The sequence below is a fragment of the Cupriavidus sp. FW305-3-2-15-C-LB2 genome, from assembly GCF_058787575.1.
The window spans coordinates 108,127-131,297 of the sequence record NZ_JBYSZW010000015.1 but is presented as its reverse complement, the minus strand read 5'-3'; the positions used below and the strand labels follow the sequence as shown (position 1 = coordinate 131,297).

The following is a 23,171-nucleotide window of genomic DNA, read 5'->3' as shown; positions in this document are numbered from 1 at the left end:
CCCCGGCGCAGGCGGGGGCGGGCGGCGGCGTGCCATGACATGGCATGTTGGCGGCCCACGTGAGAGCACCAAGCCTTCCAAGCCAGGGTGATGCAGCGCGGTGCACGGTCCGAAGGAGCAGTTCAATCAGGCCGATCGACTCACCTGATCGGTTGCCCGATGGCAAGGAGGTTGCCCTCGCTGTCTCTGAACCAGGCACCTTTCTCGCCCAGGCCACCCTTGGACGGGTAGTTCCCCTGGACCTCGGCGATCCCGTTGATGGTCTTGAGGCCGGGAAGATCGTATTCTTCGAACACGACTCCCAGCTGCCGCAGCTCGCTAACGGTTGCCTGGATGTCATCGACCTCCCAGGCCATTTGTGTGTGATTGCCAGAGGCCGAGCCAGCCGACTCGAAAAGTACGAAGTAGCTGTTGCCGCACTTGTAGCGCAGGCCGCCGGGCCGTTCCTCAACTGGCTCAAGACCGAGCTTGCTCGAGTAGAAGGATCTCGCTCGCGCGAGGTCTTGCGCAGGAATCCTGGCCGCGACGTCACTGTTCTGAAGCATGGGAAACCCTCCTGGTCAAGGCTGGACCTGTGACTAGCTTAGGCGTGGGACGGGCGCTAGAGAAAGGGGTAGCAGCATGACGGTACTGGTTTTGGGATTGCTCATTTTTCTGGGTTCGCACTCGGTACGCATGGTTGCCGACCCATGGCGCACCGCGCAGATTGCCAGGCTCGGCCCCCGTCGCTGGAAAGGCTTGTACACCCTGGTTTCGATTGCCGGCCTGGCGCTGGTTGTCTGGGGCTACGGCCTGGCCAGCGCGGATCCTGTGATGGCCTGGACGGCGCCGGTGTGGGGGCGGCACGTTGCCGCATTGCTCACGATCCCGGCCTTTGTGCTGATTGCGGCGGCGTATGTGCCTCGCAACCGCATCAAGGCTGCGCTTGGCCATCCGATGCTGGCAGGCGTGCAGGCCTGGGCCCTGGGGCACCTTCTTGCCAACGGAACACTCGCGGCAGTGGTGCTGTTTGGCGCGTTCCTGGCGTGGGCGGTGGCGGACTTCGTGTCAGCGCGCCGGCGGGACCGGGAAGCAGGAACCAGCTACCCGGCCGGGACACCTGCGCGCGATGCGATGGTGGCGGTCGTCGGGCTGGCAGGCTGGGTGCTGTTCGGATTCGTGCTTCACGAATGGATGACTGGCGTGCGGGCGTTCGGATAGGCGAAGAATCTGGTCGTCAGCAGGACAGGTCGGGCAGCGCCTCATCCCGGCAGCGCAAAGGGATTAAACCCGGTCCGTTGATAGCCCTCCGCCGTCACAGCATCGTCCAGCGCCAGGGAGGCAAGGTCATCGGCCACGGCCTCGGCCTGCGGGTCGCGTTCCAGTGAGATCACCTTCAGGTAACCGTGGCACACCCCGCAGCTTTCGGCGCGCACCGTAGCTTCGGCGGTGTCGAAGCTGAGGTAGTCAAGCTCCGAGGCTTCGCCGCAGTTGGTGCATTTCGCCCGCACCATGTGCCACTGGCTCTCGCAGAGCGCGCAATGCAGATAGCGCATGCCCTGGCGGTCGCCGATCAGGATCAGGCTTGCCACGGGGGCAGTGCCGCAGACCGGGCAGGATGCGTGCTCGGCCGGGCCGCTGTCGGGCACGGGCGCCGCCCGCGCGGCGCTGGCACATTGCAGCGAGAGCGCAGCCCAGAGGAAGGGCGCGATTGCCGCCGGCACCGCATCAAAGCGGCCCTCGGTCAGCGCCTGGGCGGCGCCAAGGCGCGCATCCGCAGGGAGGGCGCGCAGCGCCGCAAGATGCGGGGCGACCGGGGCGGGAACATCGTGCGCGAGCCGCTCGATCAACCGATCAAGCAGGGCGCCCCAATGCCCCTCCTGCGGGATGGCCCTGGCGTCTGCCGGGGCGGACACATCGGCCTCGGCCACAAGCGATGCCTGCACCTCGGCCACGCGGGCGGCCAGGCGCAGGTAATCGGCAAGGTCGTGCCCTTCGGCCAGCGCGCGCAGGCGTGCGGCGCGGCGGCTGTAAAGACCGGCAAGGTCTGGCTGGATCAGCGGCGTGAAATGCCGGGAGGCCTCGTCCGATGGCAGTGTTCCCGGCGTGGCCTGATGCTGGTTCATGCCTCGTTCCCCTTCGCTTGCGCCGCTTTCGACTCCTTTGCCTGCAACTCGCCATACCAGCGGTCATGGTGCTGCCTGGCCCAGGCGCGCGAGACGTAGCCCGTCACCATGCCGGTGATCGAGCCGCGGACCCAGATCGCCAGATAGATGTGGCCCACGATCAGCAGGATCAGGCCGATCCCCGCGACGGAATGGGCCAGGATCGCCAGGCGGAGCACTGGAATCGGGAAATACTCGGCGAAATAGGCGCGCCACATGATCAGGCCGGAGACCAGCAGGGCCAGGATCGAAGCCATAATGAGCCAGAACAGCACCTTCTGGCCGGCGTTGTACTTGCCGATCTGCAGCGGTTCGCCACCATGCTGGTTCAGCAGCACTTCCCTGGCGCGGCGGAACCAGATCGCGTCGGTGCGCGCGGGCATGTTGTGGCCGACAAAGCGCCAGAACATGTAGCACAGCCCCGCGAACACCGCGATGCCCAGGAACGGGTGGAGCAGCCGTGCCATCTGCGGCGTGCCAAGGAAGCCGCTCAGCCAGCTCACCGTCGGGAAGAACCACGAGATTCCCGAAACCGCTGCAAGGAAGAAGCAGAGCACGATCGCCCAGTGACACAGCCGCTCGGCGAATTTCGTGCGCAGGATCCTGTCGTTGTTGGTCGCCATTTCCGGTCTCCGCTTATGCTGCGCCGTCAGTCGGGGCGTCGTGTTCGTCTGATTCGGTGATGTTGGGGCCGACCGCCATGAAATGCGCCGCCATGCCCACGACCGCCGCCGCGCCGACGAAGCCGGCTACGGGTTTCAGGCCATCCTTCCAGCCGGAGACCACCGAGCTGATCTCCGGGTCCTTCGGCAAGCCCGCGTAACGCTTCGGGTCGTCGGCATGTTGCAGCACATACATCACGTGGGTGCCGCCGACCCCCGCCGGGTCATACAGGCCGGCCCTGGCATAGCCGCGCTCATTCAACTCGGCCACGCGCTCGCCGGCAAGGGATTGCATCTCTGCCTTCGAGCCAAAGGCGATGGCGCCGGTCGGGCAGGTCTTGACGCAGGCAGGCTCCTGCCCGACCGAGACGCGGTCCGAGCACAGCGTGCACTTGTAGGCCTTGTTGTCCAGCTTGGAAATACGCGGCACGTCGAAGGGGCAGCCCGCGACGCAATAGCCGCAGCCGATGCACAGGTCGGACTGGAAGTCGACGATGCCGTTGGCGTACTGGACGATGGCGCCCGGCGCCGGGCAGGCTTTCAGGCAGCCGGGATCCTCGCAATGCATGCAGCCGTCCTTGCGGATCAGCCATTCCAGCTTGCCCGCCTGGTCCTCATGCTCGGTGAAGCGCATCAGGGTCCAGGTGTTGGGCGACAGGTCGCGCGGATTGTCGTAGACGCCGACATTCTCCTGCACGTCGCCGCGCAGGTCGTTCCATTCGTTGCAGGCGACCTGGCACGCCTTGCAGCCGATGCAGATCGACACGTCGATCAGCTTGGCCACTTCCATCTGATGGTCGCGGATACGAGGGGCGGGTGTCAGCTCCGACGAGGCCGAGCTACGGATGATGTTCTGCGAGTTCATGTTTGCGCTCCCGCCACTTTTTCAATGTTTACAAGGAATGCCTTGAATTCCGGCGTTTGCGAATTGGCGTCGCCGACACCGGGCGCAAGCGTGTTGGCGAGATAGCCCTTGCGGGTCGCCCCCTCGAAGCCCCAATGGCAGGGGATGCCGATCTGATCGACCGCCTGCCCGGCCACCCGGAGCGTGCGCATGCGCTTGGTCACCACGGCCTTGGCAGTGATATGGCCGCGCTTGGTCGTGATCTTCACTGTGTCGCCATGCGCGATGCCCTTGTCCGCGGCCAGCTTTTCGCCGATCTCGACGAATTGCTCGGGCTGGAGCATGGCGTTCAGGTGCGAGTGCTTGGTCCAGTGGCGGAACAGTTCCGTGATGGAATAGGTCGTGGCGACATAGGGGAACTCGGTGCGGTTGCCCATCCGCTGCGCATCGTTCTGGAAGATGCGGGCGGTCGGGTTGTGCGTGACCTTGTCGTGCAGGGGGTTCTTGGCGATCGGGCTTTCAACCGGCTCGTAATGCTCGGGGAAGGGGCCGTCGGTCATGCCGCCGACGGAGAACAGGCGCCCGACGCCTTCGGGCAGCATGATGAAGGGGCCGACGGGCGTGCCGGGCGCCGCAGTGAGCGGAAAGTCGGGCACGTCAGCGCCCACCCATTTCTCGCCGTTCCAATGCAGGATCTGGCGCTTGGGGTCCCAGGGGTTCCCCATCTCGTCCATCGAGGCGCGGTTGTAGAGGATGCGGCGGTTCGCGGGCCACGACCAGGCCCAGCCCGGCGTGTTGCCCAGGCCGGTGTCGGTGTTGTCGCGCCTGGCCATCTGGTTGCCCGCCTCGGTCCAGGAACCGGCGAAGATCCAGCAGTAGCTTGAGGTGGTGCCGTCGTCGCGCAGTTGGGCGAACGAATCCAGCAGCTGGCCCTTGCGCAGGATCTTCTTGCCGGTCTCGTCGAACACGTCTGCCAGCGCGTAGCCATTGGCTTCCTTGGCCATTTCCTCGGGATGCGGGCTGTGCGGATCGTGATAGGTCGCCTCGTCCCAGGTCATGTGCAGCACCTGTTCCGGGCAGGCGCCGCCTTCCTTCTCGTAGAGCCGCCGCAGCTCCATCATGATGCCGCCGAGGATGGCCGGGTCATGACGCGCCTCGCCCGGCGGCTGCTGGCCCGCGTAGTGCCATTGCAGCCAGCGGCCGGAGTTCACGACCGTCCCGTCTTCCTCGGCAAAGCAGCTCGACGGCAGCCGGAAGACCTCGGTCATGATCTCTTCGGTCTTGACGTCGTTGAACTTGCCTTCGTTGCGCCAGAAGTTGGAGGTCTCGGTCACCAGCGGGTCGATGACCACGAGGAACTTCAGTTTCGACAGCGCGGCCGAGGTCTTGTTCTTGTCAGGCATCGCCGCCAGCGGGTTGAACCCCTGGACGACATAGCCGTTGACCTTGCCCTCGTACATCAGGTCGAAATAGGCCAGCATGTCGTAGCTGCGGTCCCATTTCGGCAGCAGGTCGAAGGCCCAGTTGTTTTCCGCAGTGGCATGCTTGCCGAACAGGTTCTTCTGCAGTGAGACGAAGAACTTGGGCAGGTTCTTCCAGTAGTTCACCTGATCGGGCAGCACGGCCTTGGGCGTGGCATCGGCCAGGTATTGCTTCAGGGTCTGCTGCCTGTCGGCGGGCAGGTCCATGTAGCCCGGCAGCCGCACTGACAGCAGGCCAAGGTCGGTATAGCCCTGGATATTGGAATGCCCGCGCAGCGCATTGACGCCGCCGCCGGACATACCGACATTGCCCAGCAGCAGCTGGATCATCGCGGCGCCGCGGATGATCTGCGCGCCACCGGTGTGGTGCGTCCAGCCGAGTGCGTAAAGCCAGGTCAGGGTCTTGTCCTTCGCCGAGCACGAGCCGACGATCTCGGCGATCTGCAGGAAGTCGGCCTTGCGGACGCCGGTGATCTCCTCGACCTTCTCGGGCGTGTAGCGTGACACGTGCTGCTTCAGCAGGCTCAGCACGCAGCGCGGATGGCGCATCGAGGGATCGCGTTTCGCGTTCCCCGCCGCGTCCAGCTCATAGTTCCAGGAGGATTTGTCGTAGACGAGCTTCTGCGGATCGAAGCCCGAGAACAACCCTTCGTCGAAGCCGAAATCCTCGCGTACGATCAGCGACGCGTTGGTGTACGCGCGTACATAGTCGTGCTGGATCTTGTCGTGCTGCAGCAGCCAGTTGACCATGCCCATCAGGAATGCCGTGTCCGACCCCGCCCGGATCGGCGAGAAGATATCGGCAACCGAGGCGGTGCGGTTGAAGCGCGGATCAATGACGATGACCTTGGCCTTGTTCCTGATCTTGGCCTCGATCACCCACTTGAAGCCGACCGGATGGGCCTCGGCCGGGTTGCCGCCCATGACGATGACGACATTGGCGTTCTTGATGTCCACCCAGTGATTCGTCATCGCGCCGCGCCCGAAGGACGGCCCCAGCGCCGAAACCGTTGGCCCGTGGCACAGGCGCGCCTGGCAGTCCAGCGCCAGCATGCCCAGCGATCGGGCAAACTTGAAGTCGAGAACCCCGGTTTCGTTAGATGCCGCCGACGAGGCGAGCATGCCCGAACTGAGCCAGCGGTTGACCAGCTGGCCCTTGTCGTTGCGCGCGATGAAGTTCTTGTCGCGGTCGTCCTTCAGCAGGCGGGCGATGCGCCTGGTCGCATCGTCCCAACTGATGCGCACCCACTCCTTTGATCCCGGCGCGCGATATTCCGGATACTGCAACCGGTTCTTCGAATGGACGATGTCCAGCAGCCCGGCGCCCTTGGGACAGAGCGAACCACGGCTGACCGGGTGATCGGGATCCCCCTCGATGTGGAAGATGCGGGGCTTCGCGTTCCTGGCGCCGTCACCCAGCGAATACATCAGCAGGCCGCACCCGACCGAGCAATAGGTGCAGTTGTTGCGCGTCTCTTTCGCACGCAGCAGCTTGTAGGGGCGCACGCCGGCAGGCGCCTGCGCCCAGGCAGTACCCAGGCCCAGCGCCGAGGCCGAGACGGCAACAGATCCAAAGCCAAGGATCTTGAGGAACTGCCGACGTCCGATATTGGTGGTGTAGGTCATCGTGGTCTCATCGTCATTTCTTCTTCCGCCCATCCCTGCTGCCAGGGGTGGGGGCGATCGCATTCGAGACCCGCAGCTTCATTTGGGCGCACGTATCCTCGGGGCGTCCGGATCGCGATCGATCACGGAGATGCCCCGTCCGGCACGTCCCTGAGGTGCATGCGCAAGAGGATGACCAACCACAAATGACGTCGCGGCGCCGGTCACGACGCGACGTCATCCGTGCCGGTTTTCCGCGCGCACGGCTCCACGAGCGGAGAAATGCCGCTCAGGTTCGAATGCAGACTAATTTGGATAAGCGATGAGAATGAGCCCGAAACGCCCTGCGGATTGCCCTGCAGATGCGCGGCCCCACCGGGGCACGACGTCGGGACGGGTATCGCTCGCTGAGGAGCGTAGCACGACCGGCCGATTACTCCAAATAGGGGAAAGTCCGGTTCGGCGCGGGCGGCTCATGCCCCAAGGAAGCGTCACGCTTGACTTCCATGCTGGCCGTTTCTACCAATGATATTGAACAGAACGGCAATTGGCCTGTGCCGCTGGCATTCCTGCATGCGGCGAGGGCTTGAAGATCTTTGCACTCCATGGGCTGGCAGAGGCCAGATGAGTGATGACGCAAGAGCTGACATTTCGCGCCCTGCTGTACCGCTACTTCTTCTTCGGCTGGCTGTACCGGGACGCCAGCAAAGGCAACCGCGCTGAACGAGCCCTCGCCTGGCATTTCAACAAGGCGCGCGCGCATTGGCTGCTAACCTACATGCGGCGCTGGCTCTGGTGCGGTGTCTGCTGCTATGGGCTGGGTAGCGTGGTGGAGTTGGTGCTGTCCGCGCCTGCGCTGTCAGCACTCTTCTACGTGCCCGGAGCGCTCTGCGTGCCGGTCAATGTTGTCATCGTGGTGCTCTGGGTCGGCCTGAAGACGCTGCCCGGGCCGCTGTAAGCGGCGACCGGCTGGGCTGGCATCCGGCTGCGACGCCAGGAATGGCGCATGGGCGACCACTTCGCCCCCTCAATCCGCCGTTGCGCCCGACCGTTTCACGACTGTCGCCCACTTCCGAATCTCGCTATCCACAAACTTCCCCGTCTCAACCGGAGTCATCGGCATCGGCTCCGACCCGCGATCCGTAATGAACTTGTGCAGTTCGGGCGATTGCAGTGCCTTCACCGTCTCCGCATTGAGCTGATTGACGATTGCCGGCGGCGTGCCCGCGGGCGCCATCATCACCGCCCATCCAAGCGCTTCGAAACCCGGTACGCCTTCCTCACGCACGGTTGGCACCGACCGCAACTGCGGCACGCGCTTTGACGTTGTTACAGCAAGCGGCACGGCCTTGCTGGTCTGGATCAGCGGCAGGGCGGCGGTCACGGAATCGACCATCAGCGGAATCTGGTTGCCCAGGAAATCCGCCTGCGCGGGGCCGCTGCCCTTGTAGGGAATATGCACGATAAACACGCCGGTCTGCGCTTTGAGCATCTCGGCAGACAGGTGCTGCGTGCCGCCGATGCCAGCGCTGGCATAGCTGTACTTGCCCGGTGCGGCCTTGGCCTTGGCGATCAGGTCGCGCAATGACGTGAAGCCCGATTGTGGCGTAGCCAGGAACACCAGCGGCACCGAGAACACACCCGAGATCGGCGCGAAGTCCTGACGCGGATCGTAATTGGTCTTCTTGTACAGCGTCTGGTTGATGGCCATCGCGCTGCCGCCCATGACGAGCGTGTAGCCGTCTGCCGGGGCTTTCGCGGCCACTTCCATGCCGATGTTGCCGCCGGCGCCGGCGCGGTTTTCCACCACGATTGACTGGCCTAGCTGCTTGCCCAGCCTCTCGGCCAGGGCGCGCGCGAAGATGTCAGTGGCCTGTCCGGGCGGGAACGGCACGATCAGCTTGATAGGGCGGTCCGGATAGGCGGCGCGGGCGGTGCTGGCGACGGCCAGCAGCAGCGCAACAATGTGTTTGCTCGACGGCTTCAACGGAATCTCCTCGAATGATTGTCGGTGTGTGACGAGGCGCCCGGATCCCGGAAGAGGGCAAGGTGACGCGCGCGTCTAATATCGATGTTATGGGTCAAATGCCTGGGCGCGCACCGCGCTTCGCCCGCCCCCAGGATCAACTGTCAAATTTTATTGAACATTTTGTCAATGTGAAGAGGGATTGTATAGCGTATTTATCCAAGCAAGAATGCTAGGCTGACCGCGATGGGGACCTTTCACGCCCGAGGAAGAGCTTCTGCTTCCTTCTGTCGCACCGTCGTCGGCGATGCGCTGAGTCTTCATCGCCGGTACCGACGTTCGGGATTCCGGCACGCGCCATCCAGCGTGCTGCGCTATGTGGCAGCCCTGCCGGCATCGCGTGACGCCAGCCCGACATAAGCTACGATTACTCACAGACGGCTCGTGCCTCGAAACAGCCCATGGAGACCAACAATGCAGACGCCTGATCAATCCCAAGGCATCGATTTCCCGCTTGAGGGCGTGCGCGTACTCGACTTGTCGCGCGTGTTTGCGGGGCCGCTGTGTGGCCAGGTACTGGCCGATTTCGGCGCGGAGGTGGTCAAGGTGGAGCACCCCGGCCGCGGCGACGACACGCGCGACTGGGGCATGCGCATCGGCAAGACCGAGACCACCTACTACAACAGCATGAACCGCAACAAGCGGTCCATCACGCTGGATCTGCAGAGCAAGGAAGGCGTGCAGATTGTCTACGACCTGCTGCCGCAGTTCGACGTGGTCATCCACAATTTCAAGACCGGCGGGGCCGAGAAGCTGGGCCTTGGCTACGAACAGCTCAAGGCGATCAAGCCCGAGCTGATCTACTGCGCGGTTTCCGGCTACAACACCAGAGGCCCCGAGGCCAAGCGTCCCGGCTACGACCTGGTGATCCAGGGTGAGGCCGGCCTCATGGCGCTCAACGGCGAAGCCGACACGCCGCCGCTGAAGTTCGGCGTAGCCGTGGTGGACCTGATGACCGGCATGTATGCCGCGCAGGCGGTGCTGGCTGCCTTGTTCCGCCGCGAGCGCAAGGGCAAGGGCCAGCTGATCGAGATGGCGCTGTACGACTGCGGGCTGATGGTCACCGGCTACTACGGCCTGGACGCCATGCTGCTCGGGCGCGACCCCGCCCGCTATGGCAATGCCCATCCGTCCATCGTGCCCTATGGCATGTTCGAGTCCGCCGATGGCCCGCTGATCATCGCGGTGGGCAACAACAGCCAGTTCGACAAGTTCTGCCGCCAGGTCATCGAGCGTCCGGACATCGTCGAGGACCCGCGCTATGCCACCAATGTGGAGCGCGCCAGAAACCGCGAGACGCTGACCCCGCTGATCACGGGCCTGATCCGCAGCTTTGCGCGCGACCTGCTGCTCGAGCGCATGACCGCCTGCGGCATTCCCTGTGGCAAGGTGGCGGGACTGCACGAGGCTTTGACCAGCGAACGGACCCGCGAGGGCGGTCTGCTGCGCGAGATGCCCCATCCCGTGGCAGGCAGCACGCACGTATTCGCGCCCCCATATCGTCTGGATGGCCAGCGCCTGCCGATCCGCAACGCGCCGCCCACGCTGGGCGAGGGCACGCGGGCGGTACTGCAGAACCTGCTGCAGATGAGCGATGAGCAGTTGCAGGACCTGCAGGCCCGCGGCGTGCTGACGCTGCCCGAGGCACCGCAGCAAGCCTGAGTATTCGCGCCGCGCGGACGCTCATGGGCGTCCGCGCAGCCCTGCCCGGCAAGGGGGGCTTGGGTTCCCTTGCACTGATTCAAACTGGAACAACATCGTGCGCACTCGAAATTTCACCCGTATGGTCCACTCCCGGCGTCGTGCCATTCTGGCCCTGGCCGCAGTGCCGCTGCTCGCCGGCAGCGCTTTCGCGCAATCCTGGCCCAGCAAGCCGATCAAGCTTGTCGTGCCGTTCCCGCCGGGCGGGCCCACGGATACGGCGTCGCGCATCGTCGGCCAGAAGCTGGCCGAGCGCCTGAAGCAGCCCGTCGTGGTCGAGAACCGCGCCGGTGCATCGGGTTCCATCGCTGCCGCGCAGGTAGCCAAGAGCGCGCCTGACGGCTACACGCTGATGATGCTGGCCACGCCCACGCTGCTGGCGCCGCACCTGTACAAGAAAGCGGGCTACGACACGACCAAGGACTTCACGCCCGTGGCCACCGTCTATGACCTGCCGATCGTGGTGGTGGTCAACCCGACGCTGCTGCCCAACGTGACCGACCTGCCCAAGCTGATCGCACAGGCCAAGGCACAGCCGGGCAAGCTCAACTACACCAGCTCCGGCGCGGGCAGCTTCGGCCACCTGAGCATGGAACTGCTCAAGCAGATGGGCGGCTTCGAGATGCAGCACGTGCCCTACAAGGGCGGCGTGCCCGCCATCAGCGACACCCTCGGTGGCCAGGTCCCGATCATGTACGCCGACCTCGTCGCCGCGCTGCCGCACATCCAGGCGGGCAAGCTGCGCGCCATCGCGGTCGGCTCGCCGCAGCGCGTGAGCATGCTGCCGGACGTCAAGACCATTGCCGAGCAAGGCTTCAAGGGCTACGACGCCGTTTCCTGGGGCGGCCTGCTGGCGCCGCCGGGAACGCCCAAGGAGGTGGTGGACCGCGTGTCGGGCGAGGTCGGCAAGATCCTGGCCGACAAGGATGTACAGGACAAGTTGCTGAAGGCCGGCGCCATTGCCAACTACCAGGCGCCGGCGCAGATGGGCCAGCGCATCCAGCAGGACTATTCCAAGTGGGGCAAGGTGATCCGCGAGAAAGGCATCGCGGTCGAGTAAGCGTCCGCAAGCCGGGCACGCTGCAATGGCGTGCCCGGTGCCAGTTGGCGAGGTTGGAGTGGCCTTCGCCGCGGGAAGTGGGTGCCACGGGCTACCAGGAGTCTTCCCCCGACACTTCTCATTTGCTCTTCAATCCGTTTGCCTTCTGCGCGTTCTCCAGGGCTTGCTTGTTGCACGCCAGCCCTATAACTCTCAGTCAGATTCCATATTGGAATTTAAATAATGGCCTCGGTACAGTGGTGCGCACAAGGTGCAGGACGCCGTTGTCCTGACCAGCACACTGAGGAGACCAGGCCATGCCAGGCAACACCGAGCAGCAAGCGCAGGCAACATCGCACGCCGGGGACAAGCAGAGCGCAGTCCGGCGCTATGAAGTAACGCGCTCGGCGGCGATCTCCATCGAGGTCTACGAGCTGGGTGCCGGCCCGGCCATCGTCTTGCTGCCATCGCTCGGCCGCGGCGCAACTGACATGCTGGAACTGGCCGAGCCGCTTGCGGCTGCCGGTTATCGCGTGCTCTGCCCGGAGCCGCGCGGCAATGGCCGCAGCGTCGGCCCGCTTGCCGACAAGACGTTGCACGACTGGGCAGGCGATATCGCGGCCGTGATCGAGCATGCCGGCCAGGCGCCGGTCGTGATCGTCGGGCATGCCCATGGCAACTGGATCGCCCGCACCGTGGCCAGCGACCGGCCCGACCTGGTGCGCGCGCTGGTCCTGCTGGCCGGCTCGGCGGGCAAGGTGCCGAAGGACGTCGATGCCGTGCCGATTCCGCCGGAGGTACGCGCCCAGATCGAGCGCTGCGGCGATACCAGCCTGCCGGACGCGGTGCGCCTGGAAAGCCTGCGCGCCGTATTCTTCGCGCCGTGCAATGATCCTGCACCGTGGCTGCAAGGCTGGAACACGGAGCTGATGACGATGCAGACGCTGGCTCAGAAGCGCACACCGGTCGATGACTTCTTCGCTGGCGGCAACGTGCCGATCCTGAATGTGCAGGCTGAGTACGATGTGATTGCACCGCAGCGCTATGCCAATGTGCTGCGTGACTACCTGGGTGAGCGCGTGACCAACCTCACCATCCGCGATGCCGCGCATGCCTTGCTGCCGGAGCGGCTGGACGAGGTTGTGGCGGCGATCATCGACTATGTGGCTGCGCTGTCTCCGGCGCGAAGCACGGTGGCTTGAAGGCGGTATGACGGTGCCGAGATGCGGCTTAGTAGCCGATCGGTTCGCTCATCACTTCGCTCACGACCCGCATGACCAGATCGCTGGGCGCCTGCTCACGCCAGATTGCATAGAGCTGGATGTGGCCAGCGGTCTGGCCGATCTCGCGGAACACCACGCCTGGCAGCCCGGCGCGGGCGTAGGAACGCGGCACCAGCGCCACGCCCAGGCCGAGCTTTACCATCTGGAAAGTGGTCAGCGGATTGCGCGCCGTATGCGCAATGACGGGACTGAAGCCGGCATGCAGGCATGAGGCGATCATGCCGTCGAACAGCGCCGGCGCGTGCTCACGCGAGAATGCCACCAGCGGCACGCCCTCGAGGTCGCGGAGCGCCAGCGCCGGCCTTGCGGCGAGTTCGTGGCCCTCGGGCACGACGATAGTGAAATACTCGGTGAAGATCGGCGTCTTGCCGAGGCCGCTGCGCGTCGGGATCGAATGCACGATGCCGATATCGAGCTTGCCCTGCATCACGGCATGCGCCTGGTCGGCCGAGCCCATGTCGGTCACGGCGATATGCAGTCCGGGAAAACGCTCTGCCATGCGCGTCAGGATGGTAGGCAGCACATGGAAGATGCCTGACGTCACCATGCCGATCTGCAGTGTGCCGATGTCGCCGGCCGCCGTGCGCCGCGCGGTGGTCACGGCTACGCGCACCTGTTCGAGCACGGCGCGGCAGTCTGCCTGGAAGGCACGGCCCGCGTCGGTCAGGCGCACTTCCCGGCGATTGCGCACCAACAGCTCCACGCCCATCTCGTCTTCCAGTGCCTTGATTTGCTGGGAGAGCGGTGGCTGCGACATGTGCAGCCGCACCGCCGCCTTGCTGAAGTTCAACTCATCCGCGACGGTCACGAAATAGAGCAGTTGCCGGAGTTCCATGGTGCTGATTTCCTTGCGGGACAAGGTACTAGGATAGCCGCAACCAACCCGGGGTAGCGCGCTGCCGTGTCATATGCCAGCCCTATAACTCATGGTGCGAAACAGTATTGGACGGTCTGCCGGCCCGTCCCTACAGTGGCCTGCATAGCGCGGCGGCATGCGGACGAAAGGATCCGGAAGCCTTTGGAGACCGCGCAAAAACCAAGGAGACAGCCATGAACAAGACAGGCAGAACAGGGCGGCGTGCGGCGCTGGGTGGGATCGGCGCGATCGCGATGATGGCCATGATGGTCGGATCGCAGCCGGCGGCGTTCGCGAGCGAGGCGTATCCCAATCGCCCGATCAAGATGATCATCCCTTACACCCCGGGCGGCTCGATCGATACAGTCGGGCGCCTGGTGGCTGCACAGCTGCAGCGTCAGCTTGGGCAAGCGATCGTTATCGAGAACCGACCGGGCGCGTCGGGCATGATCGGGTCCGAAGCGGTGGCGAAGGCATCGGCTGACGGCTATACGCTGCTCTTCAATGCCTCCAGCCAGGTCTACCTGCCGCTGGTCGCGAAGAACGCCCCTTACGACGCGATCAGGGATTTCACCCCGATCGCACAGGTGGGGCATGTGCCGCTGATCGTCGTCGCCAACACCAGCCTCCCCACCAGCTCGCTGCGCGACCTGGTCAAGCTGGCGAAAGCCAAGCCGCGGACCTACACCTGGGCCACCTCCGGGCTAGGCACCACCAGCCACCTGGCCGAGGAGATGATCCGCCACGCCTTCAAGCTGGAGATGGATATCGTGTCCTACAAGGGCGCCGTGCCGCAGTTGAACGACGTGATGGGCGGTCACGTGTCGGCGGCGGTGTCGCCGATGCCAGGCGCATATCCGTTCGTCAAGGCGGGGCGGCTGAAGGTGCTGGCGGTCACCAGCAGCAAGCGTATTCCGCAGCTTCCCGGCGTGCCGACCGTTGCCGAGAGTGGCCTGCCCGGGTTCGAGTTGCTGTCGTGGTACGGGCTCTGGGGTCCCGCCAACCTGCCTGCGGAGATCACCCGCAAGCTCTCGCAGGAGGTCAACAAGGCCGTGCGCGAAGCCAGTCTTAAGACGCGCTTCGACGAACTGGCCTTTGAAACCGTGCAGTCCACGCCTGAACAGTTCAAGGTGGTGATCAAGGATGAGATCGACAAGGTCGCGGGCATCGTCAAGGCAGCCAGCATCCGTATCGATTGAGCGAAGGGCAGGGACAAGGACAAGCAAGCATGCATCAACAAACGCAACCGATGGCCATCACCCGGGAGCTCGCCGGATGGATCGCCGGCATCCGCAACGCCGACCTGTCGGACGCGGTGCGGCAGGCGGTCGCCGGACTCTCGCTGGATACGTTCGGCGCCGGCCTGACCGGGCATGACGAGCCCTGGTCGCAGGCTATCCGTGGCTGGGCCGACGATGGTTACCTCGCTCCGTGCGATGGCGGGGCACGCGCATGGGGCCGGCGGGGCAGGACGTACCGCGCCGCCGATGCCGCGCTGGTCAATGGCGCCGCTGCACACGCGTACGAGCTGGACGACTTCCATAATGCAAAGGTCCACTTGGGCGCGGTCGTATTGCCGGCGGTCTTCGCGTTGGCGGAGACGCTCGAGGTGCCGCCCGAGCGGGTCGAAACCGCTATTGCCGTCGGCTACGAAACCATGATCCGCTGCTCACTGGCGCTGCAGCCGGCGCTGGCCAGGATGAAGGGATGGCATATGACCGCCGTGTGCGCGCCACTGGGCGGAGCCGCGGCATCGGCGGTGATGCTGGGGCTCGACGCCGAGCGCACGGCGTGGGCGCTGGGTCTTGCCGGCACCCAGTCGGGCGGACTGTTTGCGTTCGCTTGCGACGGCGCGGATTCGAAGCGCTTCCATCCGGGGCGCGGCGCTCAGGCCGGCGTGATGGCTGCCGAACTGGCGGCGCGCGGCCTGACCGGCCCGACGCAGTTGTTCGAGACCGGGGACGGCGGCTGGCTCAAGGCGTTCTCGGAGTCGCCCAAACCGGAAAGGCTGCTGGCAGGGCTGGGCAGCGACTGGCACATGCCCCGGACCAACTTCAAGCCCTATGCTTGCTGCGGCAGTGCCCATGCGCATGTCGATGGTGCGCTGCGGCTGCGTGCCGACTGGGCGGGGCAGGGGCCGATTCGCGTCGGCATGCCGGCCGTTGTCGATGTGCAATGCGGCTACCGCTATGCGCCGGGCAGTGTGCTGAACGCGCAGATGAGCGCCCGTTACGCGCTGGCGGTGGCGCTGCTGGATGGCGAGGTGCTGCCGGCGCAGTTCGGGCAGGCCCGCCTGGCGGATCCGAAGATCATCGCGCTGGCCAACGCGATCGAGATCGTACGCGACCCCGAACTCGACGCGCTGTATCCGGCCAGCTTCTGTGGCTGGGTGGAGCTGATGTCGAAGAACGGTGAGCCGCTGCGTGCGTACCAGGCCAACCCGTCGGGTTCCGCGGAGAATCCGGCGCGCATGGCAGCCATCCGGGACAAGTTCCGCGCCTTGACGGCGGACGTGCTTGCGCCCGCGCAGGTTGAGGTGCTGATCGACGCATTTGGCAAGCTGGCGACGACGCCGGTGCGCCACATCCTCGCCGCCGCCGAATCCGTCGCCTGAAGCCGGAATGCCGGCGACCAGAATAGCTTTCATCAAACCAACAATGAAGCGGAGACAGCCCGGCCGACCCAGTCGCATCGCGCCCCATCGGTGCCCTGGCCTGCGTTCCGCTTCCGACCATCGACACGGAGCGCAAGCGAATGGAACGCCTCAAGCCACTGAAACCCGAAGAACTGACGCCCGAGCAGCAGGAAGTCCACGCGGCCATTGCCGCCGGTCCGCGCGGGCAGGTTCGCGGGCCGCTTGCGATGTGGCTGCACCGCCCGGGCCTGGCCAACCGCGCGCAGGCGCTGGGCCAGTACTGCCGCTATGACTCGTCGTTGCCGCCGCGGCTGTCGGAGCTGGCCATCCTGGTGATGGCCCGCATCTGGATGTCCGAATTCGAATGGTGGGCACACAAGCCCATCGCGCTGAAGGCAGGCGTGGCCGAAGACGTGGTCGAGGCGATCCGCACCGGCCGTGAGCCGGCCTTCGTCAAGGAGGATGAGCGCGTGATCCATGAGTTCCTGACTGTGCTGCACGCCACGCGCAATGTGCCGGACCAACTTTACCAGCGCGCGATGGCGGTGCTGGGCAAGGACCAGGTGGTGGACCTCGTTGGCCTGGCGGGCTACTACACGCTGATCTCGATGACGATCAACGCTTTTGGTGTCATGCCCCCGGCCGGCAGCGCGCCGGAGCTGGTGCGCGCCTGAATTCCGTTCAAACCGTTACCCCGAAACACAAAAGGACTCCGTATGTCAGGCCGTCTCGAAGGAAAGGTTGTCATCGTTACCGGCGCGGGTTGCGTCGGCCCCGGTTGGGGCAATGGCCGCGCCGTTGCGGTGCGCTTTGCACAGGAAGGCGCAAAGATCTTTGCCGTCGACAAAAGCGCTGACGCGATGCGTGAAACGCTGGAGCGGCTGGACGCCGCGGGTGCAGAGTTTGACTCGCACCTGTGCGACGTGACCGACACCGCCGCGGTCAAGGCCATGGTCGATGCCTGCGTGGCGCGCTTCGGGCGCGTGGATGTGCTGGTCAACAACGTCGGCGGCTCGGCCAGGGGTGGCCCGGTGCAGCTTAGCGAAGAAGACTGGGACCGCCAGCTCAACTTCAACCTGAAGAGTGTCTTCCTGACCTGCAAGCACGTGCTGCCGCACATGGAGCGGCAGGGCGGCGGCGCCATCGTCAATACCGCGTCGACTTCGGGCATGCGCTGGACCGGTTCGGCCCAGGTCGGCTACGCCTCGGCCAAGGCGGCAATCATTCAACTCTCGCGCGTGGTCGCGGTCGAGTACGCCAGGAAGAACATTCGCGTCAACACGGTGATCCCCGGCCAGATGCATACGCCCATGGTGGAGGCGCGCCTTGCCGGGCAACGTGCGGGCGGTGATGTCGACTCACTGCTGGCCCAGCGCCAGGCACGTATTCCGCTCGGGTTCATGGGCGATGGCCGCGATACCGCCAATGCGGCGCTGTTCCTGGCATCCGACGAGGCGCGCTTCGTCACCGGCACGGAGATCGTGGTCGACGGTGGCATGAGCGTACGCTGCGACTGATCAGCATCCGGTGCCGGACGACCGTTCGCCGCTGGGCTGGCTGCAAGCTGCGGCTGGCAAAGACTCATTGCTGCGTGCCGTGTTGTCGGTTACCCCGTCCCGTCGCCACGGTTAACCCTCTTTTCGGATCCTCTGGGCTGAACCATGACCATGCACACTTTCCTTGCGCCGGCCGAGCCGGTGCGCTATCCGGATGCGCGCGTCCAGGCACTGAGCCCGCGCTTCGAGAAATACCACCTGCCCCTTGCCGCGATCGACCGCATTGCCACCGGCTGCCGCTGGAGCGAAGGCCCGGTCTGGTTCGGTGATGGCCGCTACCTGCTGTGGAGCGACGTCCCGAACGACCGGATCCTGCGCTGGGATGAGGAGACCGGTAACACCAGCATGTTCCGTAGCCCGTCAAACCATGCCAATGGCAATACCCGCGACCGCCAGGGAAGGCTGGTGACCTGTGAACATGTCGGCCGGCGTGTCACGCGCACCGAGTATGACGGCAGCATCACCGTGCTGGCGGACCGCTATGACGGCAAGCCGCTGAATTCGCCCAATGACGTGGTGGTGAAATCGGACGACTCGATCTGGTTCACCGATCCGCCGTTCGGTATCGCCGGCTACTACCAGGGCGAGAAGGCAACTTCGGAACTGCCGGAGCGCATTTACCGCATCGATCCGGCCAGCGGCCGCCTTGACATCGTCGCCGATGACGTCAGCGGGCCCAATGGCCTGGCATTCTCGCCTGACGAGGAATTGCTGTATGTGATCGAGTCGCGCACCCGGCCTCGCCGCATCCGCGCTTTTCAGGTCAGTGAAGGCGGCGAGGCGCTGGGCAACAGCCGAGTACTGGTTGACGCCGGGCCCGGCACCCCGGATGGCTTCCGTGTCGATATTGATGGCAACCTGTGGTGCGGCTGGGGCATGGGCACGCCCGAACTCGACGGCGTGCGCATCTTTGCCCCGGACGGCGAACCCATCGGCCATATCAGCCTGCCAGAGCGCTGTGCCAACCTGTGTTTCGGGGGGCGCCATCGCAATCGGCTGTTCATGGCGTCCTGTACGTCGATCTATACGCTTTATGTCAATACGCAAGGCGCGGCCGGCGGCTGACGGCAAGCACCCACTGAAGCGCCTCAGGCCTGAGTAATGTGCTCGCCGGACCCAGGTCCGTCGTCGGTTTGCAGTCCTGATTTCCCCGGGGGCTGGCGGTCTGGGACTGGTTTGGGGATACGGTTGGCCCTGCAGAGTTTGTGGGCTCTGCAGGGCCTCCTTTTTTGCCGCGCGGGATGGCGCCCTATGAATTCCATACAGTGGAATTGTGGGGGTGTGGAATCGCCCGCCTGGGCCTAAGCTGTCTCCAACAAAGAAACGCGCCCGGTGCACGCAGTGTGATGGCCGCGGCGTTCCGACTCGTTCCAGGAGACAAAGCATGCATCGGTTCTGCACCGGATTGTTCCGCCGGCTTGCCAAGGCAGCCATTCCGTTCCTCATGGCGGCGACAGCGCCTTTGCCGGCGCTCGCAGCCTTTCCCGACAAGCCGATCCGCATGGTGGTGCCGTTCGCCCCCGGCGGCGGCACGGACCTGGTGGCGCGTGCCATGGGCATTACCATGGGCGAGGACCTTGGCCAGCCCGTCATCGTCGATAACAAGCCGGGCGGCAGCACCATTATCGGCACCGATGCGGTGGCCAAGAGCGCGCCAGACGGCTACACGCTGGTGATGGCGACGCTGGCCCACGCGGTCAACCCGAGCCTGCACAAGAAACTGCCGTTCGATACGGAGAAGGCGTTCGCGCCGGTCATGCTGGTGGGCCGCTCGCCCAACGTGCTGGTGGTGAAGCCGGACAGCCCCATCAAGACCGTGCAGGACCTGATCGCGGCCGCCAAGGCCAAGCCGGGCAAGCTCAACTACGCCTCGCAAGGCGCGGGCACTTCGGCGCACCTGGCCGGCGAGCTGTTCAAGAACATGGCCAGGGTCGACTTGAACCACATTCCTTATCGCGGCGCCGGCCCGGCGATCACGGACCTGCTCGGCGGGCAGGTCGATGTGATGTTCGCCACGGCAGCCGCAGTCGCGCCGCACCTGGAGAGCGGCAAGCTTCGGGCGGTGGCGGTCACGACCGCACAGCGCTCGCAGGCGCCGGCGCTGAGCAAGGTGCCAACGATCGCGGAAAGCGGCGTGCCCAATTATGTGGCGGATAGCTGGTATGGCCTGTTCGTACCGGCCGGCACGCCGCCGGCGGTGATCACGCGGCTGAACGCCGCGGCGAAGAAGGCCGTGCACACCGACGCGTTCCGCAAGCGCGCCGAACAGGAGGGGCTTGCCATCAGTGGCGGCACACCAGATGAGTTCGGCCGCTACGTCAAGGCCGAGAGCCAGCGCTGGAGCAAGGTCATCAAGGACGCCAATATCACGGCCGACTGAGCGCGGCACTCGTAAAAAAACAGATCGCACACATAGCACCGGACAGGACCATGGACAACTATTCCCTGATTGAACTGAAGATCGAATCGGGCATCGCGCTGCTCACCTTTACCCGCCCCGACAAGCGCAATGCCATGAGCGACGACATGCGCTCGGAATTCATCGACGCGCTGGAGCGCGTGGCGGCGGACAAGGCCATTCGTGCCCTGGTGCTCACCGGGAACGGCAAGGGCTTCTGCGCCGGCGGCGACGTGGCCGGCATGCAGCGCCGCATGGAGGCGCCCATCGGCGAGGTGGGCTTCAATGGCTGGAGCCGCCAGCAGCGGGTCCACTACACCGTGAAGCTGCTCCACACCATGCCCAAGCCCACCATCGCCGCGGTCAACGGTGCCGCGGCCGGGCTGGGTGCCGATACCGCGCTGTGCTGCGATTTCGTGCTGGCGTCCGAAGCGGCGTCGTTCTCCTGGTCCTATATCAACCGGGGCCTGATCCCGGACGGTGGCGGCATGTATTTCCTGCCGCGCCGCGTAGGGCTGTCGGCAGCGAAGGAACTGGTCTTCACGGGCCGCAAGGTCGAGGCGCAGGAGGCCGCGGCCCTCGGCATCGCGGACCGCCTGAGCAAGCCCGAAGCGCTGATCGACGATGCGCTGAGCTGGGCGGCGCAACTGAGCCAGGGCTCGGCTACCGCGATCGCGCTGGGCAAGAGCATCATGAACCAGTCCTTCGAACTGCCCGCCGACCAGGTCTTCGCCCAGGGCAGCCAGGCGCAGGGCATCTGCTACACCAGCACCGAGCATCGCGACTCCGTGCTGGCTTTCCTGAACAAGACCGCCAGCAACGCCTGACCACATGAATGCCATCCAAAGACTTGTCACGCCGCGCAGCGTTGCCGTGATTGGCGCATCCGCCGACCCCGCAAAGACTGCAGGCCGCCCGGTTTCCTACCTGCGCAAGCATGGGTTCAGCGGGGCGATCTACCCGGTCAACCCCAAGGTCGAGTCGATCGACGGGCTGCCTTGCTTTCCGGACATTGCCTCGCTGCCCGAAGTGCCGGACGTCGGCATCGTGCTGCTGGGCGCCGAGCGTGCGCACCTGGCCGTGCGCGACCTGGCGGCGCGCGGCGCCGGCGCGGCCATCGTGCTGGCGAGCGGCTATACCGAGACCGGCGCCGAGGGCGCGCGGCGCCAGGCTGAGCTGATCGAGGCGGCCGGCAGCATGCGCCTGCTGGGGCCCAATACCATCGGCCTGGTCAACCTGACCGACAACATCCCGCTGTCGGCCAGCGGCGCGCTGGAGATGGACCAGTTCCCGACCGGCAGCATTGGCGTGGTGTCGCAAAGCGGCGGCATCCTCGGTGCCTTGCTGTCGCGCGCCGCGGCACGCGGCATCGGCCTGTCCAAGCTGGTTTCGACCAGCAATGAAGTCGACCTGGATCTGGCCGACTTTATCGATTATCTGGCCGATGACGAGGCCACCCGCGTGATCGCGCTGTATGTCGAGAGCGTGCGCAACCCGGAGACGTTCCGCCGCGCGGCGCTGAAGGCGGCGCGCGCCGGCAAGCCGGTGGTGGCGTTCAAGATCGGCCGCTCCGAGAGTGGTGCGCGCGCCGCGGTGTCACATACCGGCGCGTTGGCCGGTACGGATCGCATGTATGACGCGCTCTTTGAGCAGGTCGGCGTGATTCGCGCGCAGACCTTCTCGGACCTGCTCGACATGCCCGCCGCCCTGGCTACCGGGCGCAAACTGACTGGCAATCGCGTTGCGATCCTGACCTCGACCGGCGGCGCCGGCACGCTGGTCTCCGACAGCCTGGGCGTGGCCGGCTTCGAGACCCCGGCCCCTGACGAAGCGACCGCGGCGAAGCTGCGCGCGCTGCAGAAGGGCGACCACGCGGCGCTCGACCGCAACCCGATCGACGTAACCCTGGCCGGGCTGCAGCCCGACCTGCTCCGCGCAGCGATCCGCATCCTGCTCGACAGCCCGAGCTACGACGCGGTCGCAGTCATCGTGGGCTCGTCCAGCCTGGCCATGCCAGACCTGATGGCCAATGCCATTCGCGACTGCCTGCCCCATAGCGACAAACCGGTGATTGCGTACGTGAGCCCGCATGCGCCGGAAGTCGCATCGCTGCTCAATCGCCGTGGCGTGCCGGCGTTTTCCGCGCCGGAGGCTTGCACGGTGGCGATCGACGCGATGCTGCGTGCCGGCAAGCTCGGCGCGGTCGACGAAGCGGGCACTCCCACGCTGCCGTTGCCCGATCTCACCTCCTATGGCACCGGCTCGCTCGACGAAGCCGCGGCCAAGACCTTGTTCGCCGGTTTCGGCGTACCGGTTGCGAAGGAGGTTGTGGTTGCCGATGGCGCCGAGGCGATGGCGGCGGCGCAAGCCTTCAGCGGCAATGTCGTGCTGAAGATCCTGTCGGCCGAGATCACCCACAAGAGCGATGTCGGCGGCGTGGCCGTCAATGTCCCGCCTGCGGAGGTGGGAAGCCGGCTGGCAAGAATGGCAAGCGACGTGCAGTCGGCCACGGGTATCGCGCCCCAACGCTTCCTGGTGCAGGAAATGGTCAAGGCCGGCGTCGAAGTGATCCTCGGTATGCACCGCGACGCGCTGGGCACCGCGATCCTGCTCGGCATGGGCGGCGTGACCGCGGAGCTGTTCGGCGATACCACGCTGCGGCTGCTGCCTGGCGAGCGCGGATTGAGCCGCGACGCCGCGCTGGCGATGATCGGGCGCCTGAAGACGGCCCCGCTGCTGCAGGGCTTCCGGGGCCGGCCGAAGGCGGATGTGGAAGCCCTGGCCGACGCGATCGTCGCCTTCTCGCGCATGGTCGCCACGCTTGGCGACCGGCTGGTCGAGGCGGAGATGAATCCCGTGTTCGTGCTGCCCGAAGGGCAGGGTGTGATGGCCGCCGATGGCGTGGCGGTGCTGGCCGGCAACGACAAGCCCTGACGAGACC

The 23,171-nt window shown here is 65.5% G+C and carries 20 protein-coding genes; 13 read left to right on the top strand and 7 right to left on the bottom strand.

All coding sequences use genetic code 11. The features are described 5' to 3' along the window. Nucleotides 1–140 precede the first annotated feature (140 nt). Nucleotides 141–545, bottom strand: a complete 405-nt coding sequence (locus AC3WRR_RS13850; RefSeq protein WP_010809259.1) for a VOC family protein — start codon at nt 543–545, stop codon at nt 141–143. A gap of 76 nt (nt 546–621) precedes the next feature. Between AC3WRR_RS13850 and AC3WRR_RS13845 the strand changes: the two genes are divergently transcribed. Continuing rightward, a complete protein-coding gene (locus AC3WRR_RS13845) occupies nt 622–1,200 on the top strand; it encodes an NnrU family protein (RefSeq protein WP_037025411.1) in 579 nt (192 codons plus the stop codon). Nucleotides 1,201–1,241: 41 nt separating this feature from the next. Here AC3WRR_RS13845 and fdhE read toward each other — a convergent pair whose 3' ends face one another. The 4 genes from fdhE to fdnG are packed head-to-tail and all read right to left on the bottom strand — an operon-like array spanning nt 1,242 to nt 6,757. Next, nucleotides 1,242–2,105, bottom strand: coding sequence for a formate dehydrogenase accessory protein FdhE (gene fdhE / locus AC3WRR_RS13840; RefSeq protein WP_010809261.1), 864 nt, complete (start codon nt 2,103–2,105; stop codon nt 1,242–1,244). Next, complete coding sequence (locus AC3WRR_RS13835; protein WP_010809262.1) at nt 2,102–2,767, bottom strand: formate dehydrogenase subunit gamma; 666 nt, start codon at nt 2,765–2,767, stop codon at nt 2,102–2,104. Before AC3WRR_RS13835 ends, fdhE begins: the two co-directional genes overlap by 4 nt. 13 nt (nt 2,768–2,780) lie before the next feature. Further along, entirely contained in the window at nt 2,781–3,671 is an 891-nt protein-coding gene (fdxH, locus tag AC3WRR_RS13830) for a formate dehydrogenase subunit beta (RefSeq protein ID WP_010809263.1), read from the bottom strand. After that, the gene (fdnG, locus tag AC3WRR_RS13825; RefSeq protein WP_010809264.1) at nt 3,668–6,757 is read right to left on the bottom strand and encodes a formate dehydrogenase-N subunit alpha; all 3,090 of its coding nucleotides are present in this window, start codon (nt 6,755–6,757) and stop codon (nt 3,668–3,670) included. Before fdnG ends, fdxH begins: the two co-directional genes overlap by 4 nt. A 610-nt stretch (nt 6,758–7,367) precedes the next feature. Here fdnG and AC3WRR_RS13820 point away from each other — a divergent pair. Then, complete coding sequence (locus tag AC3WRR_RS13820; protein ID WP_010809265.1) at nt 7,368–7,694, top strand: hypothetical protein; 327 nt, start codon at nt 7,368–7,370, stop codon at nt 7,692–7,694. A 69-nt stretch (nt 7,695–7,763) separates the two neighbouring features. Here AC3WRR_RS13820 and AC3WRR_RS13815 read toward each other — a convergent pair whose 3' ends face one another. After that, nucleotides 7,764–8,723 carry a Bug family tripartite tricarboxylate transporter substrate binding protein gene (locus AC3WRR_RS13815; RefSeq protein WP_010809266.1) on the bottom strand — a complete coding sequence of 320 codons (960 nt, stop codon included), beginning with the start codon at nt 8,721–8,723 and terminating at the stop codon, nt 7,764–7,766. 453 nt (nt 8,724–9,176) lie between these two features. Here AC3WRR_RS13815 and AC3WRR_RS13810 point away from each other — a divergent pair, with 453 nt between their 5' ends. The 3 genes from AC3WRR_RS13810 to AC3WRR_RS13800 all read left to right on the top strand — a co-directional run bounded on the left by AC3WRR_RS13810 (nt 9,177) and on the right by AC3WRR_RS13800 (nt 12,704). Next, nucleotides 9,177–10,424 (top strand): CaiB/BaiF CoA transferase family protein, encoded by a 1,248-nt coding sequence (locus AC3WRR_RS13810; protein ID WP_492297251.1) that lies wholly within the window; start codon nt 9,177–9,179, stop codon nt 10,422–10,424. A gap of 121 nt (nt 10,425–10,545) precedes the next feature. After that, nucleotides 10,546–11,523, top strand: a complete 978-nt coding sequence (locus tag AC3WRR_RS13805) for a Bug family tripartite tricarboxylate transporter substrate binding protein (RefSeq protein WP_041688106.1) — start codon at nt 10,546–10,548, stop codon at nt 11,521–11,523. A 296-nt stretch (nt 11,524–11,819) separates the two neighbouring features. Further along, complete coding sequence (locus tag AC3WRR_RS13800) at nt 11,820–12,704, top strand: alpha/beta fold hydrolase (protein ID WP_010809269.1); 885 nt, start codon at nt 11,820–11,822, stop codon at nt 12,702–12,704. Nucleotides 12,705–12,732: 28 nt separating this feature from the next. Here the strand turns inward: AC3WRR_RS13800 and AC3WRR_RS13795 are convergent, their stop codons facing one another. Then, complete coding sequence (locus AC3WRR_RS13795) at nt 12,733–13,620, bottom strand: LysR family transcriptional regulator (protein WP_010809270.1); 888 nt, start codon at nt 13,618–13,620, stop codon at nt 12,733–12,735. A gap of 215 nt (nt 13,621–13,835) precedes the next feature. On the opposite strand from AC3WRR_RS13795, the gene AC3WRR_RS13790 reads away from it, so the two are divergent. The 8 genes from AC3WRR_RS13790 (at nt 13,836) to AC3WRR_RS13755 (ending at nt 23,164) form a co-directional block, all read left to right on the top strand. After that, nucleotides 13,836–14,840 carry a Bug family tripartite tricarboxylate transporter substrate binding protein gene (locus tag AC3WRR_RS13790; protein WP_010809271.1) on the top strand — a complete coding sequence of 335 codons (1,005 nt, stop codon included), beginning with the start codon at nt 13,836–13,838 and terminating at the stop codon, nt 14,838–14,840. A 29-nt stretch (nt 14,841–14,869) separates the two neighbouring features. Further along, on the top strand, nt 14,870–16,255 hold the full coding sequence (locus AC3WRR_RS13785; RefSeq protein WP_010809272.1) for an MmgE/PrpD family protein: 1,386 nt from the start codon (nt 14,870–14,872) through the stop codon (nt 16,253–16,255). A 140-nt stretch (nt 16,256–16,395) separates the two neighbouring features. Then, nucleotides 16,396–16,950, top strand: coding sequence for a carboxymuconolactone decarboxylase family protein (locus AC3WRR_RS13780; protein WP_010809273.1), 555 nt, complete (start codon nt 16,396–16,398; stop codon nt 16,948–16,950). A gap of 42 nt (nt 16,951–16,992) precedes the next feature. Beyond that, nucleotides 16,993–17,793 carry an SDR family NAD(P)-dependent oxidoreductase gene (locus AC3WRR_RS13775; protein WP_010809274.1) on the top strand — a complete coding sequence of 267 codons (801 nt, stop codon included), beginning with the start codon at nt 16,993–16,995 and terminating at the stop codon, nt 17,791–17,793. Between the two features lie 144 nt (nt 17,794–17,937). Continuing rightward, nucleotides 17,938–18,897: an SMP-30/gluconolactonase/LRE family protein gene (locus AC3WRR_RS13770; protein ID WP_010809275.1), complete on the top strand. Its 960-nt coding sequence runs from the start codon at nt 17,938–17,940 to the stop codon at nt 18,895–18,897. A 319-nt stretch (nt 18,898–19,216) separates the two neighbouring features. Continuing rightward, entirely contained in the window at nt 19,217–20,212 is a 996-nt protein-coding gene (locus tag AC3WRR_RS13765; RefSeq protein WP_010809276.1) for a tripartite tricarboxylate transporter substrate binding protein, read from the top strand. Nucleotides 20,213–20,262: 50 nt separating this feature from the next. Further along, entirely contained in the window at nt 20,263–21,057 is a 795-nt protein-coding gene (locus AC3WRR_RS13760) for an enoyl-CoA hydratase/isomerase family protein (RefSeq protein WP_492297248.1), read from the top strand. 4 nt (nt 21,058–21,061) lie between these two features. Further along, nucleotides 21,062–23,164, top strand: a complete 2,103-nt coding sequence (locus AC3WRR_RS13755) for an acetate--CoA ligase family protein (RefSeq protein WP_010809278.1) — start codon at nt 21,062–21,064, stop codon at nt 23,162–23,164. Nucleotides 23,165–23,171 lie beyond the last annotated feature (7 nt).

What these genes read in the sequence shown, in the direction of transcription:
- AC3WRR_RS13850 (WP_010809259.1), bottom strand. Translation starts at nt 545, where the DNA reads ATGCTTCAGAACAGTGACGTCGCGGCCAGGATTCCTGCGCAAGACCTC.
- AC3WRR_RS13845 (WP_037025411.1), top strand. Translation starts at nt 622, where the DNA reads ATGACGGTACTGGTTTTGGGATTGCTCATTTTTCTGGGTTCGCACTCG.
- fdhE (WP_010809261.1), bottom strand. Translation starts at nt 2,105, where the DNA reads ATGAACCAGCATCAGGCCACGCCGGGAACACTGCCATCGGACGAGGCC.
- AC3WRR_RS13835 (WP_010809262.1), bottom strand. Translation starts at nt 2,767, where the DNA reads ATGGCGACCAACAACGACAGGATCCTGCGCACGAAATTCGCCGAGCGG.
- fdxH (WP_010809263.1), bottom strand. Translation starts at nt 3,671, where the DNA reads ATGAACTCGCAGAACATCATCCGTAGCTCGGCCTCGTCGGAGCTGACA.
- fdnG (WP_010809264.1), bottom strand. Translation starts at nt 6,757, where the DNA reads ATGACCTACACCACCAATATCGGACGTCGGCAGTTCCTCAAGATCCTT.
- AC3WRR_RS13820 (WP_010809265.1), top strand. Translation starts at nt 7,368, where the DNA reads ATGACGCAAGAGCTGACATTTCGCGCCCTGCTGTACCGCTACTTCTTC.
- AC3WRR_RS13810 (WP_492297251.1), top strand. Translation starts at nt 9,177, where the DNA reads ATGCAGACGCCTGATCAATCCCAAGGCATCGATTTCCCGCTTGAGGGC.
- AC3WRR_RS13805 (WP_041688106.1), top strand. Translation starts at nt 10,546, where the DNA reads ATGGTCCACTCCCGGCGTCGTGCCATTCTGGCCCTGGCCGCAGTGCCG.
- AC3WRR_RS13800 (WP_010809269.1), top strand. Translation starts at nt 11,820, where the DNA reads ATGCCAGGCAACACCGAGCAGCAAGCGCAGGCAACATCGCACGCCGGG.
- AC3WRR_RS13795 (WP_010809270.1), bottom strand. Translation starts at nt 13,620, where the DNA reads ATGGAACTCCGGCAACTGCTCTATTTCGTGACCGTCGCGGATGAGTTG.
- AC3WRR_RS13790 (WP_010809271.1), top strand. Translation starts at nt 13,836, where the DNA reads ATGAACAAGACAGGCAGAACAGGGCGGCGTGCGGCGCTGGGTGGGATC.
- AC3WRR_RS13785 (WP_010809272.1), top strand. Translation starts at nt 14,870, where the DNA reads ATGCATCAACAAACGCAACCGATGGCCATCACCCGGGAGCTCGCCGGA.
- AC3WRR_RS13780 (WP_010809273.1), top strand. Translation starts at nt 16,396, where the DNA reads ATGGAACGCCTCAAGCCACTGAAACCCGAAGAACTGACGCCCGAGCAG.
- AC3WRR_RS13775 (WP_010809274.1), top strand. Translation starts at nt 16,993, where the DNA reads ATGTCAGGCCGTCTCGAAGGAAAGGTTGTCATCGTTACCGGCGCGGGT.
- AC3WRR_RS13770 (WP_010809275.1), top strand. Translation starts at nt 17,938, where the DNA reads ATGACCATGCACACTTTCCTTGCGCCGGCCGAGCCGGTGCGCTATCCG.
- AC3WRR_RS13765 (WP_010809276.1), top strand. Translation starts at nt 19,217, where the DNA reads ATGCATCGGTTCTGCACCGGATTGTTCCGCCGGCTTGCCAAGGCAGCC.
- AC3WRR_RS13760 (WP_492297248.1), top strand. Translation starts at nt 20,263, where the DNA reads ATGGACAACTATTCCCTGATTGAACTGAAGATCGAATCGGGCATCGCG.
- AC3WRR_RS13755 (WP_010809278.1), top strand. Translation starts at nt 21,062, where the DNA reads ATGAATGCCATCCAAAGACTTGTCACGCCGCGCAGCGTTGCCGTGATT.